The sequence below is a fragment of the Cyclobacteriaceae bacterium genome (genome assembly GCA_013141055.1).
In the GTDB taxonomy this organism is placed as follows: Bacteria; Bacteroidota; Bacteroidia; order Cytophagales; family Cyclobacteriaceae; genus ELB16-189.
In genome coordinates this window covers 388,567-404,184 of record JABFRS010000002.1, presented here as the reverse complement: position 1 = coordinate 404,184, position 15,618 = coordinate 388,567, and the positions used below count along the sequence as shown (strand labels likewise).

Here is a 15,618-nt window from a genome sequence, read left to right as displayed (position 1 = left end):
AAGCACTAGAGAGAACGATCAAGATGTACATATCCACCATCCGGACTGATCCATTGGCCTGTGACATGACTACAACGATCCGACAGGAGAAATACAATCATGTTGGCAATCTCTTCAGGCGTTGTCATCCGATTGCCCAGCGGAATTTTACTTTCAATTTGAAGTTTCTTATTCAATGGATCGGGAAATGATTTTAACCAAGTCTCATACATCGGAGTCCAGACTTCTGCTGGCACAACTGCATTTACGCGGATAGAAAAGGGTGAAAGTTCTGCTGCCCATTCACGTGTTAAGGCCATTATTCCACCTTTTGCTGCAGCGTACCCTGAAGTGTTTCCCTGTCCTGCCAGCGCGACTTTCGAACTTACATTAACAATACTTCCATGGGATTTCTTCAGATAGGAGAGTATGTGATGTGCGAGGAAATAATAATGACCAATGTTATTAGTTAGAGATTGAAGAAACTTCTGGGGAGTGCCTTTCTCTAAACCTACACTGTCATTACCTCCTGCATTATTCACCAGACCATCAATGTGTCCAAGTGTCTTATCTGCTTTGTCAATTGCTTTCTTGCAGGCAAATTCATCATTGAGATCGATCGCGATAAAATGTGCGCGTGGGAATTCCTTTGTAAACGCTTTTCCCGCTGTTTCATCCTTGTCCAGAATTACGGGCACAGCACCCTCTTCCAGAAGCTGAAGACATACAGCCTTTCCAATTCCTTTAGCACCACCGGAAACGAGAAATACTTTATTTTTTAAATGAAGATCCATCCAGGGATATTGTTATTAAAATAATTCGATGATTAAAGATGATAAAAACGCACGGCATTGTCGCCCATGATCAATTTTTTTTCGGATGGAGATAGTGGCTCTATAAACTGCTTGACAATCGCAAGCTGATCTTCATATTCGGCTGCCAGCAGGCATACAGGCCAGTCTGATCCATACATTAATCGCTTTGGTCCAAAAGCTTCCAGCACTGTTTCAAGATACGGTTTGAAGTCTGTTACCTTCCAGTTCTTCCAGTCAGCTTCTGTTGTTAGCCCTGAAACTTTACAATAAACATTCTCATGCATTGCGATCTGCTGAAGATCCTGTTTCCAGGATTTTAATTGCTGTTGACGAATGTGTGGTTTGGCAAGATGATCAATTACAAAGGACTGGTTGGGAAACTTCTTCACAAAAGCCAGAGTGGCTGCCAGCTGTTCTGCATGAATAACAATATCGTAAGTGAAATTGTACTGTTCGAGGTACTGAATTCCATTCATGAAATTTTGATCCATCATGAATTCGTCTGACTCTGACTGGAGCATGTGACGAAACCCTTTTATTTCCTGAAACTGGTAGTAGTATTCCAACCTTGCCTGCACACCAGGAGATTGAAAATCGGTCCAGCCAATAATTCCTTTTATGAAAGAATGCTGGTTAGCACACCTGATTAGAAAGTCGGTTTCTTTTTCAGATTGATCTGCCTGGACCGCGACACAACCTTCAATTTTATTTTTCTTAAGAATAGGAGACAGGTCTTCGGGAAAGAAATCTCTCCTTAATAAACTCATATCCTCTGTTATCCAGGTGTCGCGACGGGGTTGATAGTTCCAGAAATGCTGGTGCGCGTCAATAGTCATGGAGTCTAAATCGCTACCTGTCGTTGTTCGCCAAGTCCTTCGATTCCTAACTCAACAACATCACCTTTTTTGAGATAGAGGGGAGGCTTCATCCCCATCCCAACGCCTGCTGGTGTTCCTGTAGAGATCACGTCTCCCGGAAGCAAAGTCATAAATTGGCTTATATAACTTATCAGATACGGAATTTTGAAAACAAGATGCTTCGAATTGCTGTCCTGCATCATTTTACCGTTGACCTTCAGCCACATTTTAAGATTATTAATGTCATGAATCTCTCCAGGAGTCATAAGGTAAGGTCCCAAGGGAGCGAATGAATCACAGCTTTTCCCTTTCACCCATTGACCACCACGCTCAAGTTGAAATTCCCTTTCACTGTAATCATTGTGAAGACAATATCCAGCAATGTGATTCGGCGCTTCTTCTTCTGAAATGTAAGCAGCTTTTTTTCCGATGACTACAGCAAGTTCTACTTCCCAATCTGTCTTAACGCTGTTCTTGGGAATGATTAGATTGTCATTAGGTCCTGTCAGCGCACTCGTGGATTTAAAAAACAGGATGGGTTCTTTTGGTAATTCCATGTTTGCTTCCTGAGCATGATCAACATAGTTGAGTCCAATGCATATTATCTTTGATGGCCTCATGACCGGTGGACCGAATCGCTGAGGATCCGTATTTACATGAAGAGATTTGAGATTTTTCTCAACCCATTTTTTAAGTCGACCGACACCATCAGTCTTGAAGAACTCCTCTCCGAAATCCTCACCAAAGCCATCGACATCGACAATCTTTCCTTTTAATAGAATCCCCGGCAATTCTTCTCCTGGATCTCCATAGCGTACAAGCTTCATGCGTTCAGGTATTGAGTTTTATAAAGCCACCATCGATCGGGTAATCACATCCTGTTACAAAGGCCGATTCATCCGAACACAGATATAATGCAAGATAAGCCACTTCTTCCGGTTTGCCCATACGGCCAATAGGCTGAAGCTGAGACAGTTTTTCAAAGATTTCCTTCTCTTTGCCAGGATAATTTTCCTGCAGGAAACCATCAACAAACGGAGTATGGACACGGGCAGGAGAGATGCTGTTACACCGGATGCCTTCTTTTACGTAATCTCTTGCTACTGAGAGTGTCATGCTGCTAATAGCACCTTTACTCATGCTGTAAGCAAAACGATCAGCAAGTCCAACAATCGAAGCGATGGAAGCAATATTCAGAATGACAGCCTTCTGTTGCTTCTTCATGTATTGGATTGCCGCATACATGGTATTGTAAGTGCCCTTTACATTGATCTGAAAGATCTTATCAAAATCTGCTTCAGAAGTTGATTCCAACTTACCAATATTAGCGATGCCTACGCTGTTCACAAGAATATCCACTCTGCCGAAAGTTTGAACGATCTGCTCAAACGTTTTGATTACTGAATCCTGATCTGTGACATTACATTGAAGTGCCATTGCGCTGCCTCCTTCATTGTTAATAGAGGAAGCAAGATTTGTGGCAGCTGATTCATTTACATCAACAATGCAAACAATTGCTCCTTGCAAAGCAAAACGTTCAGCAATGGCTTTGCCAATACCGCTCCCGCCACCGGCGATGACTGCTATTTTTTTGGATAGACTAAAGATCATATTAAAAGAGAGATCGACTATTGGCCGGCGCTCAGATCTTCAAGAAATTTCTGAAACTTTGAAGTGTCATATCGCATACTGCCTACTTCCTTTCGTACAATATTTCCTGCCTTTGAGATAATGAAGGTGGTAGGAATGGAGGGAACCTGAAGTTGCTTCGGCAGATAGCCAGAAGGCTGATAAGCTCCGAATGTAAATCCTTTCCCTTTGAGATAACTAACAATCTTTCCTTTGTCACTATCCCTATCCATTGAGAGCATAATGAAAGTCACTTTATCCTTATTGATTTTATCATAAAGCTTTTGAATGCTGGCCATTTCTGCACGGCATGGACCACACCATGTCGCCCACACATTTATGAAAAGGACCTTGTTCCTGAATTTGGAGAAGTCAATCTTGTTGCCTTCCATATCCTTAATCGTAAACTCATAATCGAACTTTTCATCAGCATCAGAAACTTCATCTGAAGCATCCTTTAAGCCCGTCTGGAGAATGGCCCATTGGCCTGCATAGGACACGGTGCTGAGCAATCCGGTAGCCTGGAGCAGCGCAATGATGAGAAATACCAGTGCAAACGGCTTAAAAAAACTTAAAATCTTAAAAAAGATGATTTTGGAGCGGTCTTTGTAATTCATCAAATGTGATTATTTGAGTAATTTGGCTTCAATTTAGAATTCAAAAATGAATATTAAATCACTCCTCTCTGCCTTTCTGTTAATTACTTTATCCTCTGCAGCCTTCGGGCAAAAAATCAAGTACAAAGACCTCTTTGTGCTACTGAATGCAAAACAATACGATCAGGCAGAGCCTTTCCTTAAGAAATTTGTAAAGGAAAATCCCGAACATTTGAATGCAAGCCTTTACCTGGGTATCGTATATCAGGAAAAGGCCGCTAAAATGGACATGCTTAAGGAAACCAAAGCTTTGGTGACCAATCTGGATTCCGCTGTCTTCTATTTTGACAGGGTCAATAAAGGCATGACGGAAAAAGAGCTCAGTCGCAATGAGGAGTATTATGAGATTTACAGTCGACGCAATTTCAGAACAGGTAAATTCGATATTACGCTCTCTGACGCCAAGCTTGATCTGGAGACCAGGTTGAAGCTTAAAGAGCGCGGTGCCATGATCGTTGCTATGAAGTATCAGCTAACCTCTGCCAGCAACGCATATTATCATGCTCAAAAGAGATTCACTGACATCCAAAAAAGCTATCCAAGCCGCAAGGAACTTCTTCTCAGAGCAGACGAAAAGCTTGTGACTGATCTGGGACACATAGCTCAGGCTTATGATTCATGTCACATGAGCTTTAATGATTACAAGGCGACAGCGCAAGCACTTGACAAGACCGGATATAACCAGGATCTGGATCCACAAAATATAGTTGATTTTAAGAAGGATGGTGATTCACCCGCCGACTTTTACAAGGATGATCTTAAGATATGGGACTTTAAAAGATGGAGTCTTGAGAGCCTTGAGTTTATTGAAAAGGAGATGACCCCCATGAAGGACAATCTTGTGGCTATGGATGGAGAGATCAATGCTCTTCAGCAAAAGCTTAAGAAAGATTCGACGTCCGTGAAAAAAGATCTTGTAGCGATTCGCCAGAAGATTGCTTTTCCTGAATTGAAAAAAATTGATCCTCAGCCAATGCCACTGAAGGTCTTTGAAATGAAAATCTCAGAACTTGAATATGGTTCTCAGATCGTTGAAGATCGTTCAATAAAGGACTCAATGAGAGTATCATTGCACATTGATGCTGTTAAACGACAACTCCAGCTTGCAAAGAAGATGGACAGCGTATCTGCACTCTTACAATCTGCCAACCTTGAAGAGGAATCAGAGAACTATAAGCACTTTGTTACGAAAGCATATGGAACACCGGCTGTTCTGGCAAGCCTGATAAAGACCACCAAGGATTATGCTATTCGTGAGGTCGTGAAGCAGGAGAATGATCTTAAGAAACGTACAGAGTCACTACGCTGGATCATCAATGGAACAGATTCTATTCCCTTGTTTATGGAGGTGCCTTTGACATCGAGGTTCAAGCCAATGGTTGTTCAGGAAGAGAAGTTTACGGTGGGATTGCAATATGCTGATTCACTGGGAGCGGGATATTTTTACCCGATTTTGCCATCGAGAAAAGCTCCACTGAAATCAACATATCTGGTTGATAAACAAGCTTTTAAGAGGAGAAACGTCCCCTTTGCAAAAGCCTATGCTGCTCAGGATGAGAAAGGACTTGTGACATTCATTATCCATTACTCTGAGACAAAGATCAAAGAGAAGTACCCCGCTACTATTGTAAAGATTTACAAGCAGGAAGGGCTGGCCTGGAGTGTAAACTATGGCTTTGACCAGATACCAGCAGGGCTATTCTTCTCACCTGAGACTTTTGAACTTTCTGTGAAAACTAAAAGCTCATTAGGTGAGATATTCACCACTGTTTTTGATAAATCCGGTAAGGTCATTAAGTAAGAAATCTAATCTTTCCTATTTACCAATGGCGGTATCCAGGATTTCTACTTTGGTTGATTTTTATATTCCGTTGTTTTCTCGGCAGCAATCCATTTATTATTCTTTCGATTAATATCTGCCATTCTAAGGCTCGGATCAATTTCAATGGAAGTAACAGAAGCTGCCGGTTTATTAATCTTTAAAACATAGCTTGGATTAACCCAGGGCCACGGAGAAGATACTGTTCGTGGAATATTTTTATCCTCCTGAGGCTTATTCCCGAGTAGCTCATTCATGGAAACATAGAACATCTCTTTCGTTCCATCAGCATATGTTACCAGCAGATCAACCGGCATCGGAAATTCCCCAACTCTTTCCAATGTTACAAAACTATTGCCATCTCTTTCCGTGACACTATTGATTCCGTAATCGATTTTCTTTGTAGTACCAATCCAGTAACGCAGGTACCAGTGAAGCTGAAGTCCTGAAGTTTTCTCCATCACACGGACAAAATCATTTGGCTCGGGATGCTTCATTTTCCAGGTGTTGTAGTAGCGAATCATTCCTTTTTCAAAATTCTCTTTCCCAATGATATAGCTGAGCTGATAAAGGAACACGGCACCCATTGAATAAGACGTCGTACTGTACGCACGATTGGTATTGAAATGATCCGCAGCCTGCGATGCTGGCTCCTGTAATCCGCTTGCCACTAATGAAAAATAGGCCGCATAACTTCCAGCGTGAGGATTCTCCCAATTCATATAAGATGCATAAGCTTCTCCACTGGCAAAATCAGAGAATCCCTCATCCATCCAGCTGTACAATGATTCATTGGATGCCAGGGTCATCTGAAACCAGCTGTGTGCAACTTCATGTGCCATGGTGCCTGTCAGGCCAGCAAGGGTTCCTTCGCCCAGGATTAGGGTACACATAGGATATTCCATTCCACCATCACCACCCTGAATGATGGAGTACGTATCGAAAGGATACTTTCCAAAATGCTGATTCATGTATTGAAAGTTCCTGACAGCATACTCTTCCATTTTTTTCCATGTATCCTTAGTCTTTTCATTCTTCTGATAAAAGAAGTGAAGTTCAGGTCCATCCGGTACCATAACACGATCATGTGTGTAATCAGGATCCGCAGTCCAGGCAAAATCAATCACATTTTTAGCATTGAAATGCCAACTCAGATCTCCTGATGATTTAGTTACCAGGCTTCCCGGTTTTTCATATCCGAACCCTATCTTTTCAGGATTCTGAAGCTTTCCGGTTCCGGCAATAATAAAAGCAGGATCGATTGAAATCGTGACATCAAAATCACCCCACACTCCATGAAATTCACGGGCAACGTATTGATAGGCATGCCATCCCTGAAAGTCATACTCGGCAAGCTTGGGATACCATTGGGTCATGGAGTAGGCAATGCCCTCACGATTGTCACGTCCGGATCTCCTTACTTGTAATGGCACCTGAGATTCAAACTTCATATCGAATACTGTCTTTGTTTTAGGAAGTATGGGTTTGGCAAGTGTTACCTCCAGAACAGTTCCTTGAATATTGAACGTCGTTGATTTGCTATCCTGTGTGAGCGAAAGGATATGCTGATAGCCAATTTCTTTATCTGACAACTTTGAAATGCGATCTGCTACCCGACGATCGGGGTCAGCCAAAGCTCTTGATCTTACATCCATCATACTTCCTGGTTGAAAAGCATTGAAGTATAAATGGTAGTACACCTTGGTTAAGGTGTCAGGTGAATTATTAAAATATACAAGTTTCTGAGTGCCTGACATCTGGCCGGATGCAACATCCAGGTGGACGTTCATGGTGTATTCTACTCTTTGCTGCCAGCGATAATCCTGGCCAAAGCAAAATGTTACAGATAGGATAATCAGGAGGGATACAATAGTCTTTTTCATACAATAAATTGAAATTGAAAAGTATCAAAACCCAGCCTGTGCGCAAAGAAATCTTTGACAGCTGGTTAAAAAGCGAAGTAGCGTGTGATCGAAAAAGAGACATATCCTCCGTTTTGAAGGCTTGTGTCTTCCCCCTGCAGGCTTTTTGGGATATTGTAATTATAGCTCAATAAGAATGTCCAGTCTTTCTTTGTAAAACTGATGGGGGCGGAAAGGGAATAATTCATTACTCCAAATGCCGTATGAGTGGTTTCTGAATAATACTTGAGTTTGGCATCGGGATGATTTTGATTGTATGCCCGGATCAAAAGCAATTTAAGAAGAGGATAAACTTCTTGCTCAGTAATTTCTTCTGTGCCATACAGGACATTAAGATTTGGATAGAAAGATATTCTGTCAAATCCAAGCCATTTTCTCCTGGTGAGATTGACACCTAGACTGGGCATAATCCGATGTGCGGTCTTATCACCAAAGTAGAGATAGTAATCGAGTCTGAAGACAATACTTTTGAACTCGAAGTAATTGGTAATCCCTATGTTGTTCTTGTAAGGAATGTATACAGTGCTATCATTAGGCTGATTATAAAAGTAATGACTGTATTCGCCCAGGATGGAATACCATTTATTAAAAGTATGAAGGTATCCGGCGGAAGCTATATTGAGATAGAAGTTGGGTTGATACTCTTTACTCCAGTAAGTAGTGAAATCTGCATAAGCTCCTGATTTATGATAGTAGGAGATACCAGGAGCCAGTCCAAACTGACTTATATTAAAAGTACTGTTGTCCGCAACGATGTTGCTGTTGTAACCAATGCGCACAGCCATTTGTGATTTATCCTTTTCAGGCTCTGCCTTCAGCAAACTGTCGATCAGATCAAATATTGCTAATGAATCCTCATGAGTAAAGTATTCTGTAAGCGATTCGAGTGTTGCAGAGTCAGTTTTTAAAAATAACGAATCAGCGCGCTGCGCCTGGGTAGAGGAGAAGCACGCTGTCAGGATGAATACTGAAATCGTGAGCGCTTTTTTCAAGCTTCTGGTTCAGATCATTGTTTATTGGGACGAAGACGTTGATTTTTATCCCGCAAAATTTCTTTGCGTTGCTGAAGTCCCCTTCTCTGCTGAAGTTGGTTGAGTATCAGTTGACGAAACTCACCCTCTGCCTTTCGCAAACGTAGCAATTGCTGGGCGGTGATTATATTCATGATTCTTCCGGAATAATCCTTTTCAAGATCTACCTCGTCCTGTTTTAATTTCAGCCCGATTCTTACAAGCTCTTTTTCTTTTTCAGGATTGGGATTATTAGGGTCTACTTCCTGTTGAGCACGACGGAACTCCTGGCGTTTCTCAATTCTCTTTTGAGAGAATTCATTGTAGATAGGCCAGAACTTTTCAGCTTGTGCAGGAGTAAGTCCAAGTCTTGTTGAGATCAAGGCAATGCGTGCTGCATTGATTTTGTCGCGAACCTTGGGATCCACAGTTTGAGGGATATCCTGAGGAAGTTCTTCTGTCTCCTGAGCGATAGCCCCAAGAGAAGTGAGCACAAGAAGAAATGTAAAAAGAATGTTCTTATGGTGTTTCATAATGCTTAGAAATAGTCAGCTCCGAATTCATTTGATAAATCTTCGAGATCTTCCTCGTCAATGATTATTTTATTGATAGGGTTTTGATCAATTGCATCTGCTTCAATTTGATCCAACGGAACACTTTCAAGCAGATCATCCAGACTGACATCGCTTTCATCAAGATAAGCAACCAACTGGGTAGTGTCAATGGAAGTCAGTAAAGTCTCAGCGGATTGTGCTTCCGGCTGTTGCCAATAGAAGATCGCTCCAATCCCTATTACCAGAACCGGAAGAGCGTATTTCAGACTGGTAGTGAAATAAGGCAGCCATGCTGATTGCTTTTCAGATTCTGCCACCCGTGTCTGGATAATTCCAGGAAGGCGATCAAAATAGCCCTCCGGAGCTTCAAAAAGGTCTTTTTTCGGTATGTCTTCTAATTTTCTCATTCCTGGTTTCTTTGACTGTTTATTGCCCTTTAGGTTTAATCATTCTTTAAAAATTCCTCTATTTTCTTCACTGCATGGTGGTAGCTCGCTTTCAAAGCGCCCTCTGAGGTACCCGTCACGCTGGACATTTCTTCGTATGACATTTCTTCATAATATTTTAAGTTGAACACCAGCCTTTGTTTATCGGGAAGCGTCAACAATGCCTTTTGTAGTTTTTTCTGAATCTCATCTCCTCCGATATCAGGAGAGGTATCGATCTTCGCAGAAAGTTCCTTTCCAATGTCTTCAATGGGAAGGAAAAATCTCCTTCTCTTTTTATTGAGGAATGTTAAAGATTCGTTGGTAGCAATCCGGAATATCCAGGTGTAAAGTTGAGAGTCTTCGCGAAACCCATCTATTGATTTGTGTACTTTGATGAATACTTCCTGAGTAATATCATCCGCGTCATCGTGATCGATCACCATTTTACGCACGAGCCCATAGACCTTTTGCTGATACGAACGCACCAGCATATTGAACCCGTAGTTTCTTGTTTCCGGGTTCCTGATCTTGGCTAAGAGCTCTTTATCGTCCAAGCGTTTTTTCTAAAACTGTCGGTTAGACAATAATACAGACTAATAGTTTAAAATGCCCTATTTAAAAGTTGAAAGGGCATCCACAAGACTTTCGAATTGCTCTTTGGAGTGGGCGGGAAAATTGGCAAACCTCAATTGGTTTTTCTTTGAAGAACCATAACCTTCCCCCGGGAAAAATCCGCGTGTCTGCAGAAAGGAGGTAAGCTCTTCTGTGCGATCACCCGTCTCCGCTACGATTACTGTTTTTGAGCGGTTGTGCTTATCGGCAACAAAAGGTTTTATAGCAGTATGATCTTCCAGGGCCTTGTAAAGAAGTGCAGCTTTATATTGAGTCTCCTGACGCATCGTTGTTGCGCCACGTACAAGGAAATCACTTACGACTTTTCCGAGCAGATAGATGGCCAGAACATTTGGCGTCTCCGGTGTCTGATTTTTTTGAGCGTTGGCATGAAGCAATGGAAGGGTGTGAAAGCTTCCAATGGAAATCCCTTTTGCCAACAGTTGATTTGCCTTATCAAGACATCTCCTATTGAATATCCAGACACCCAGACCGGCAGGTAATCCAAAACCCTTTTGAATCGAGAAAAAAACTGAATCAATTTTTGTGAAATCAAAAGATGGGTAGGGTAGTGAGCTTACAGCATCGACCGCCACAAGGCACTCCTGGTTATTCTCTTTGAATGAATGAATAAATGGAAGTGACAATGAAACCCCGGTGCTGGTTTCATTATGTGTAAGTGCAATCAATTCTGTTCCTTCCGGAATAGAAATGGAGTCAGCAAAACTACTTCCTGCGGGTACTTCTGTTTTGGTGGATTTTTTATTCAGTTGCTGAGCGATCTCAAAGAAACGTTTTGAAAAAGCGCCATTCACAAAATGATGGGATTTCTCTTCTACCAGATTTTGAATGATGCGTTCCCATATTTCAGTTGCTGAACCCGTAAAGACGATTGAATAATCAGAAGGAATGTCGAGTAACTCCCGAAGTCCGTTGGTGGTACGAGCAAAGATTGATTCAAATTGTTTGCTTCTGTGAGAAAGTGACGGGATGCCGTCTTTAAATCCTTTCTTAAGGTGATCTGCAACAGTGAAGTAAAGCTGTGAAGGGCCGGGAGTGAAGTTGACCATTGAATCAATCTATGAATGCCTGTTAAAATCTGTAAAAAAGAAAAAGTGCTGACGCCGGAACAAGAGAGAGATTCAAGTCATCAGTATTAAGTTCATTCGTCTGTGTTGGGAATTTTATTTTGCGATCTGTGTGACGGTATCCCAGGATCCCTGAAAATTCTGTGGCAATATACAACCTCGGGTTGATATTGAATCTCAAACCAAGGAAAGGACGAATGTCCAAACCATAACTTATGACTGTGTTTAAAGGTGTATCGGAGTTGGTAGGATCAAACTGATCAAATTTTGAATATGAGAAATTGGGGATCAGATCTCCTCCAAAAAACCATACCCATCTTTCTGAAATTACCTGCTGACTTTCCTTGCCAATGATGAGAGAAACGCTTGCATTGTTATTGGTGGTATAAGAAACATTAGAAGGGGTGGCCTTTGCGCTTTGGAAATTTAAAGAAGTAGAAAGCCCGAGACGGGTTGCTTTATTTTCGGATGAATATTTCTTATACAAGATGGTGAATGGAGCACTTCCACTTCCAAAGAAATTCTGAAATACAATTGCATTGAAGCCTATGTCATGGCTATAAGTTTTGGGTGCTTCCTGTGCTTGCGCATGCAAAGCGACAAAACTGAACAGGAAAAGGATCAAAGACTTTTGTAAATATTTCATAGAGGAGGTTTGTAATTTAAGTAAGCTTTTTAGCAATAATAATGCCATCAAAAATAGTTATCGCTACAAAAAAAATAGAATGAAATCAACACTGATATTGGTATAAGATTTATGTTTCTTTGATCCAGAAATCCACATGGATGTGGGACACGTTTGCTGAACTCAACATATAATACAAATCCGAGCATAGTTGTCAAACAAAATCAGGCTTCACCCTGTAGTTTACTGCAGAGCCTCGCCCAAAAAGCAGGATAACAGAAGAAGGTTGCGGTTGACGGCAGCTCAAAACTTGTCGTAATTGGGGTTCAGTCACTCAATCCTCATTCAGTGGATTTTTAATTTTAATCTTATGCCTTAAGATTAAATCTCCTGAGGACCACGCATTGGTCAATAAAGAATTCTGAATTTGATAGTATTCTCAATCGCTCTCAGATCCTTTATCACTTCCTTGTTGTAATGCTTGTCAATATCCGTGATCACATAACCAATGTGTTCGTTGGTCTTAAGATATTGCCCCGCGATGTTGATCCCATTGTCGGCCAGAACTTTATTGATCTTGGCAAGAATCCCAGGAACATTGTTATGTATGTGAATAAGGCGATGCGCATTCTCAAGTGTTGGCAATGTCAGATTCGGGAAATTGACACTGTTACTGGTGCTTCCTGTGTTGATGTAGTCCATCATTTTGCCAGGAACAAAATTTCCTATGTTCTCCTGTGCTTCGGCAGTGCTTCCCCCGATATGAGGAGATAGGATGGTATTGGGAAGTCCCCTTAACTCAGAAACAAACTCCTCATTATTGCTGATAGGCTCATGAGGAAACACATCAACAGCACATCCTCCGACTTTTCCACTAAGGATACTTTCGCGCAGTGCTTTCACATCTACTACATGCCCACGACTGAGATTGAGGAATAGAACACCGGTTTTCATTTGCGCAAATTCTTCCGCTCCAATGAGGTTGGTATTGCTTTCACGACCATCAACATGAAGTGTAATGACATCAGAGATCGCCAAAAGTTCTTTCAGTGTCTTGCACTTGGTTGCATTGCTCAGTCCAAGCTTTTCTTCACGATCATAATAGTAAACCTGCATACCAAGATTCTCAGCAAGGACAGAAAGCTGTGTGCCGATGCTTCCGTATCCAATGATTCCAAGTTTCTTTCCCCGGATCTCAAAACTTCCTTTCGCCGACTTATCCCATTGCCCTTTATGCATCTTGGCAGATTTGTCAGGAATGTTGCGCATCAGCATGATCATCTCTGCGATAGCAAGCTCAACTACGGAACGCGTATTACTAAAAGGTGCATTGAAGACAGCGATCCCTTTTTTGGTCGCTTCTTTCAGATCGATCTGGTTGGTGCCAATGCAAAAAGCACCGATCGTCATCAGTCGGGTAGCACTGTCTAAAACTTTTGCTGTTACCTGAGTCTTGGAACGGATTCCCAGTACTGATACATTCTTTATCTTCTCACAGAGTTCATCTTCTTCCAGTCCTGCAGGATAATTCTCGACATTGAATCCTTCCGCCTTCATCAATTCAATCGCCACAGGATGAACATTTTCCAGAAGTAGCACATTGATGCGGTTCTTAGGGTAGGAGATAGCTGTGTTCAGCTTGTTGAGATAGAGGAACTCATCCAGGCTGGGAGTAACGTGATCTGCTTTACTGGATACATTTTCGCGCTCTATGTTTTCTGTAAAGGCATAGAATTTATTTGCGAGACCCGATTTCTTGATCTCGTAATCGGTATACCCATCACCAATTACATAAACATCTCCCTGAAGATTGAGACGCTTCAACTGTTCAGACTTTCCATCATTCATCGATAATGGATTGTTCTTGTCAAAGCCTGTTACTTTGCCCTGCTTGTCAAAAGTGAATTCATTGGCAAGAATGTTTTCAGACTTGATACCGAACTCTGTAACGACCGGGTCAATGAATTCGCGAAAGCCATTAGAAATAATGTAAATATTATCGGAATAGGTGGTGAAGAAATCTTTATTCCGTTTGAATGATTCAGAAACTTTAGATTTCAATAATTCCACCAATGCAGGAATATGTTTTTTATCTGCATTCAGCAACGCTAGTCTTTGCTCAAGTGATTCACGGAAGGAAATAGAACCGTTCATTCCCTGACGGGTAATTTCTTCAATCTCTTTGGCGATTTTTGCCTTATCAGGATGACCGTTAAGAGAGATGTCCGCCAGTACATCGAAGGCTTCAACCTTCGTAAAAGTGCTGTCGAAATCGATTACATAGTACTTATTGAGCTTCATTTCAAAAATTGAATCTCAAAGGTAAATCAAATGAAGAATGAAATTTGAAAAATGAGGAATTCTTTTGATCGGACTGCCTGACCATTGGTTTGAAATTTATTCCTTTCCAAACGGAAGTCTTTTCAATGGCAGATATCCGTTGCTCACAATGATCAGTACATCCTGAAGCGCTTTGATATCCTCAAGCGGATTAGCAGGGAGAATAATAATATCTGCTTCATATCCGGGAACAATTCTTCCGGTCCTGGAGGAGAGTCCTATCAGGTCTGCGCTGACAACCGTTGCTGACTGCAGTGCTTCAAAATTGGTCATCCCCATTCTTACAAAATGTTCTGCTTCCAATGATATGCGACTGGTGCTGGTGGATGAATAGAAATTATCTGCACCCGTTGCGATCTTCACGCCAAGCGAATGAGCTTTTCTGAAAACCTTCTCAGCAGAAGGTAACATAAATTTTCCGCGGAGCTCCAGTGCGGCACTTGAGAAATCACCACCAGGTGTAGTAAGATCTTCCAGTGTGATGAAGGTAGGGACCAGGAACGTTCCTTTCTCTTTCATCAATAGTAATGTCTGCTCCGTTAGAAAACTTGCATGTTCAATGCTCTTTGCTCCCGCAAGGACAGCAGCACGCGCACCTTCATCCCCGTGAGCATGAACCATGACGGGGACTTTACGCTTTGCTGCTTCATCCACAATTATTTTAACCTGATGCTGCGTGTATGATTGTTGACGTGGATCTGTTTCTGGCAGACCGGCGCGTTCAGTACTTCTGGTTTTTATTACTTCAGCACCACGATCAATATTCACATTCACTAATAGCTTCAACTCCTCATCAGTGCTTACACCAGAAAGAAGACTCACGAGTCTAGGATCAGCCAATACATCATCATCGATCGTGGGACGTATAAAGACTCCGGCAGGAATGATATCGGGTCCTGCAATTCTTCCTGACTTCGCCAGTTCTCGAATCGCAACATCTTCAAAGGACGATACACCAGCACTTCGAACAGTAGTGACACCGGAAAGCAGTGCACGCTTTGCGGATTCCAACGTGCTGATGTGAGTATGCGCATCAATCATTCCGGGAGCTGCATAATTTCCCATGCAATCCACGATCTCATATTCCTTACCAATAACATCTCCTGTCTTTCCAATGCGCTCTATCTTTTTATCCTTAATAAAAATGATGACGTTTGGCGTGATCTTATTATCAACTCCATTGAAAAGATTCACATTCGTTAAGGCATAGCTCTTCTGAGGGAGTTGTGCCTGAGATAATTGCAGGGATAGCGCAAGTATGATGGAAAGAATTATTCTCATGTT

At 41.8% G+C, this 15,618-nt stretch carries 15 protein-coding genes; 1 reads left to right on the top strand and 14 read right to left on the bottom strand.

The genetic code is table 11. The features are described 5' to 3' along the window. Window positions 1-5: 5 nt before the first annotated feature. Genes HOP08_16280 through HOP08_16260 form a run of 5 tightly spaced genes read right to left on the bottom strand, consistent with a single transcriptional unit; the run spans window position 6 to window position 3,897 of the window. Window positions 6-773 (bottom strand): SDR family oxidoreductase, encoded by a 768-nt coding sequence (locus tag HOP08_16280; protein NOT76486.1) that lies wholly within the window; start codon window positions 771-773, stop codon window positions 6-8. Between the two features lie 32 nt (window positions 774-805). Further along, complete coding sequence (locus tag HOP08_16275; protein NOT76485.1) at window positions 806-1,630, bottom strand: amidohydrolase family protein; 825 nt, start codon at window positions 1,628-1,630, stop codon at window positions 806-808. Window positions 1,631-1,635: 5 nt separating this feature from the next. Continuing rightward, a complete protein-coding gene (locus HOP08_16270; protein NOT76484.1) occupies window positions 1,636-2,478 on the bottom strand; it encodes a fumarylacetoacetate hydrolase family protein in 843 nt (280 codons plus the stop codon). Window positions 2,479-2,482: 4 nt separating this feature from the next. After that, complete coding sequence (locus HOP08_16265; GenBank protein ID NOT76483.1) at window positions 2,483-3,259, bottom strand: SDR family oxidoreductase; 777 nt, start codon at window positions 3,257-3,259, stop codon at window positions 2,483-2,485. 20 nt (window positions 3,260-3,279) lie between these two features. Beyond that, the gene (locus HOP08_16260; protein ID NOT76482.1) at window positions 3,280-3,897 is read right to left on the bottom strand and encodes a TlpA family protein disulfide reductase; all 618 of its coding nucleotides are present in this window, start codon (window positions 3,895-3,897) and stop codon (window positions 3,280-3,282) included. A 46-nt stretch (window positions 3,898-3,943) separates the two neighbouring features. On the opposite strand from HOP08_16260, the gene HOP08_16255 reads away from it, so the two are divergent. Next, window positions 3,944-5,737 carry a hypothetical protein gene (locus tag HOP08_16255; GenBank protein NOT76481.1) on the top strand — a complete coding sequence of 598 codons (1,794 nt, stop codon included), beginning with the start codon at window positions 3,944-3,946 and terminating at the stop codon, window positions 5,735-5,737. A gap of 44 nt (window positions 5,738-5,781) precedes the next feature. Here HOP08_16255 and HOP08_16250 read toward each other — a convergent pair whose 3' ends face one another. The 9 genes from HOP08_16250 to HOP08_16210 all read right to left on the bottom strand — a co-directional run bounded on the left by HOP08_16250 (window position 5,782) and on the right by HOP08_16210 (window position 15,615). Further along, the gene (locus HOP08_16250) at window positions 5,782-7,638 is read right to left on the bottom strand and encodes a M1 family metallopeptidase (GenBank protein ID NOT76480.1); all 1,857 of its coding nucleotides are present in this window, start codon (window positions 7,636-7,638) and stop codon (window positions 5,782-5,784) included. Between the two features lie 65 nt (window positions 7,639-7,703). Next, complete coding sequence (locus HOP08_16245) at window positions 7,704-8,669, bottom strand: hypothetical protein (GenBank protein ID NOT76479.1); 966 nt, start codon at window positions 8,667-8,669, stop codon at window positions 7,704-7,706. Between the two features lie 14 nt (window positions 8,670-8,683). Next, window positions 8,684-9,220, bottom strand: coding sequence for a hypothetical protein (locus HOP08_16240; protein NOT76478.1), 537 nt, complete (start codon window positions 9,218-9,220; stop codon window positions 8,684-8,686). A gap of 5 nt (window positions 9,221-9,225) precedes the next feature. Next, the gene (locus tag HOP08_16235) at window positions 9,226-9,648 is read right to left on the bottom strand and encodes a hypothetical protein (GenBank protein NOT76477.1); all 423 of its coding nucleotides are present in this window, start codon (window positions 9,646-9,648) and stop codon (window positions 9,226-9,228) included. A gap of 35 nt (window positions 9,649-9,683) precedes the next feature. Beyond that, a complete protein-coding gene (locus HOP08_16230; protein ID NOT76476.1) occupies window positions 9,684-10,223 on the bottom strand; it encodes a sigma-70 family RNA polymerase sigma factor in 540 nt (179 codons plus the stop codon). A gap of 57 nt (window positions 10,224-10,280) precedes the next feature. Continuing rightward, window positions 10,281-11,360 (bottom strand): aminotransferase class V-fold PLP-dependent enzyme, encoded by a 1,080-nt coding sequence (locus tag HOP08_16225; protein ID NOT76475.1) that lies wholly within the window; start codon window positions 11,358-11,360, stop codon window positions 10,281-10,283. A 13-nt stretch (window positions 11,361-11,373) separates the two neighbouring features. Then, window positions 11,374-12,015 (bottom strand): hypothetical protein, encoded by a 642-nt coding sequence (locus tag HOP08_16220; protein NOT76474.1) that lies wholly within the window; start codon window positions 12,013-12,015, stop codon window positions 11,374-11,376. Window positions 12,016-12,402: 387 nt separating this feature from the next. Beyond that, window positions 12,403-14,295 carry a phosphoglycerate dehydrogenase gene (gene serA / locus HOP08_16215; GenBank protein NOT76473.1) on the bottom strand — a complete coding sequence of 631 codons (1,893 nt, stop codon included), beginning with the start codon at window positions 14,293-14,295 and terminating at the stop codon, window positions 12,403-12,405. A gap of 96 nt (window positions 14,296-14,391) precedes the next feature. Next, window positions 14,392-15,615 carry an amidohydrolase family protein gene (locus HOP08_16210; protein ID NOT76472.1) on the bottom strand — a complete coding sequence of 408 codons (1,224 nt, stop codon included), beginning with the start codon at window positions 15,613-15,615 and terminating at the stop codon, window positions 14,392-14,394. Window positions 15,616-15,618 lie beyond the last annotated feature (3 nt).

What these genes read in the sequence shown, in the direction of transcription:
- serA (NOT76473.1), bottom strand. Translation starts at nt 14,295, where the DNA reads ATGAAGCTCAATAAGTACTATGTAATCGATTTCGACAGCACTTTTACG.
- HOP08_16260 (NOT76482.1), bottom strand. Translation starts at nt 3,897, where the DNA reads ATGAATTACAAAGACCGCTCCAAAATCATCTTTTTTAAGATTTTAAGT.
- HOP08_16210 (NOT76472.1), bottom strand. Translation starts at nt 15,615, where the DNA reads ATGAGAATAATTCTTTCCATCATACTTGCGCTATCCCTGCAATTATCT.
- HOP08_16270 (NOT76484.1), bottom strand. Translation starts at nt 2,478, where the DNA reads ATGAAGCTTGTACGCTATGGAGATCCAGGAGAAGAATTGCCGGGGATT.
- HOP08_16220 (NOT76474.1), bottom strand. Translation starts at nt 12,015, where the DNA reads ATGAAATATTTACAAAAGTCTTTGATCCTTTTCCTGTTCAGTTTTGTC.
- HOP08_16280 (NOT76486.1), bottom strand. Translation starts at nt 773, where the DNA reads ATGGATCTTCATTTAAAAAATAAAGTATTTCTCGTTTCCGGTGGTGCT.
- HOP08_16250 (NOT76480.1), bottom strand. Translation starts at nt 7,638, where the DNA reads ATGAAAAAGACTATTGTATCCCTCCTGATTATCCTATCTGTAACATTT.
- HOP08_16275 (NOT76485.1), bottom strand. Translation starts at nt 1,630, where the DNA reads ATGACTATTGACGCGCACCAGCATTTCTGGAACTATCAACCCCGTCGC.
- HOP08_16240 (NOT76478.1), bottom strand. Translation starts at nt 9,220, where the DNA reads ATGAAACACCATAAGAACATTCTTTTTACATTTCTTCTTGTGCTCACT.
- HOP08_16255 (NOT76481.1), top strand. Translation starts at nt 3,944, where the DNA reads ATGAATATTAAATCACTCCTCTCTGCCTTTCTGTTAATTACTTTATCC.
- HOP08_16235 (NOT76477.1), bottom strand. Translation starts at nt 9,648, where the DNA reads ATGAGAAAATTAGAAGACATACCGAAAAAAGACCTTTTTGAAGCTCCG.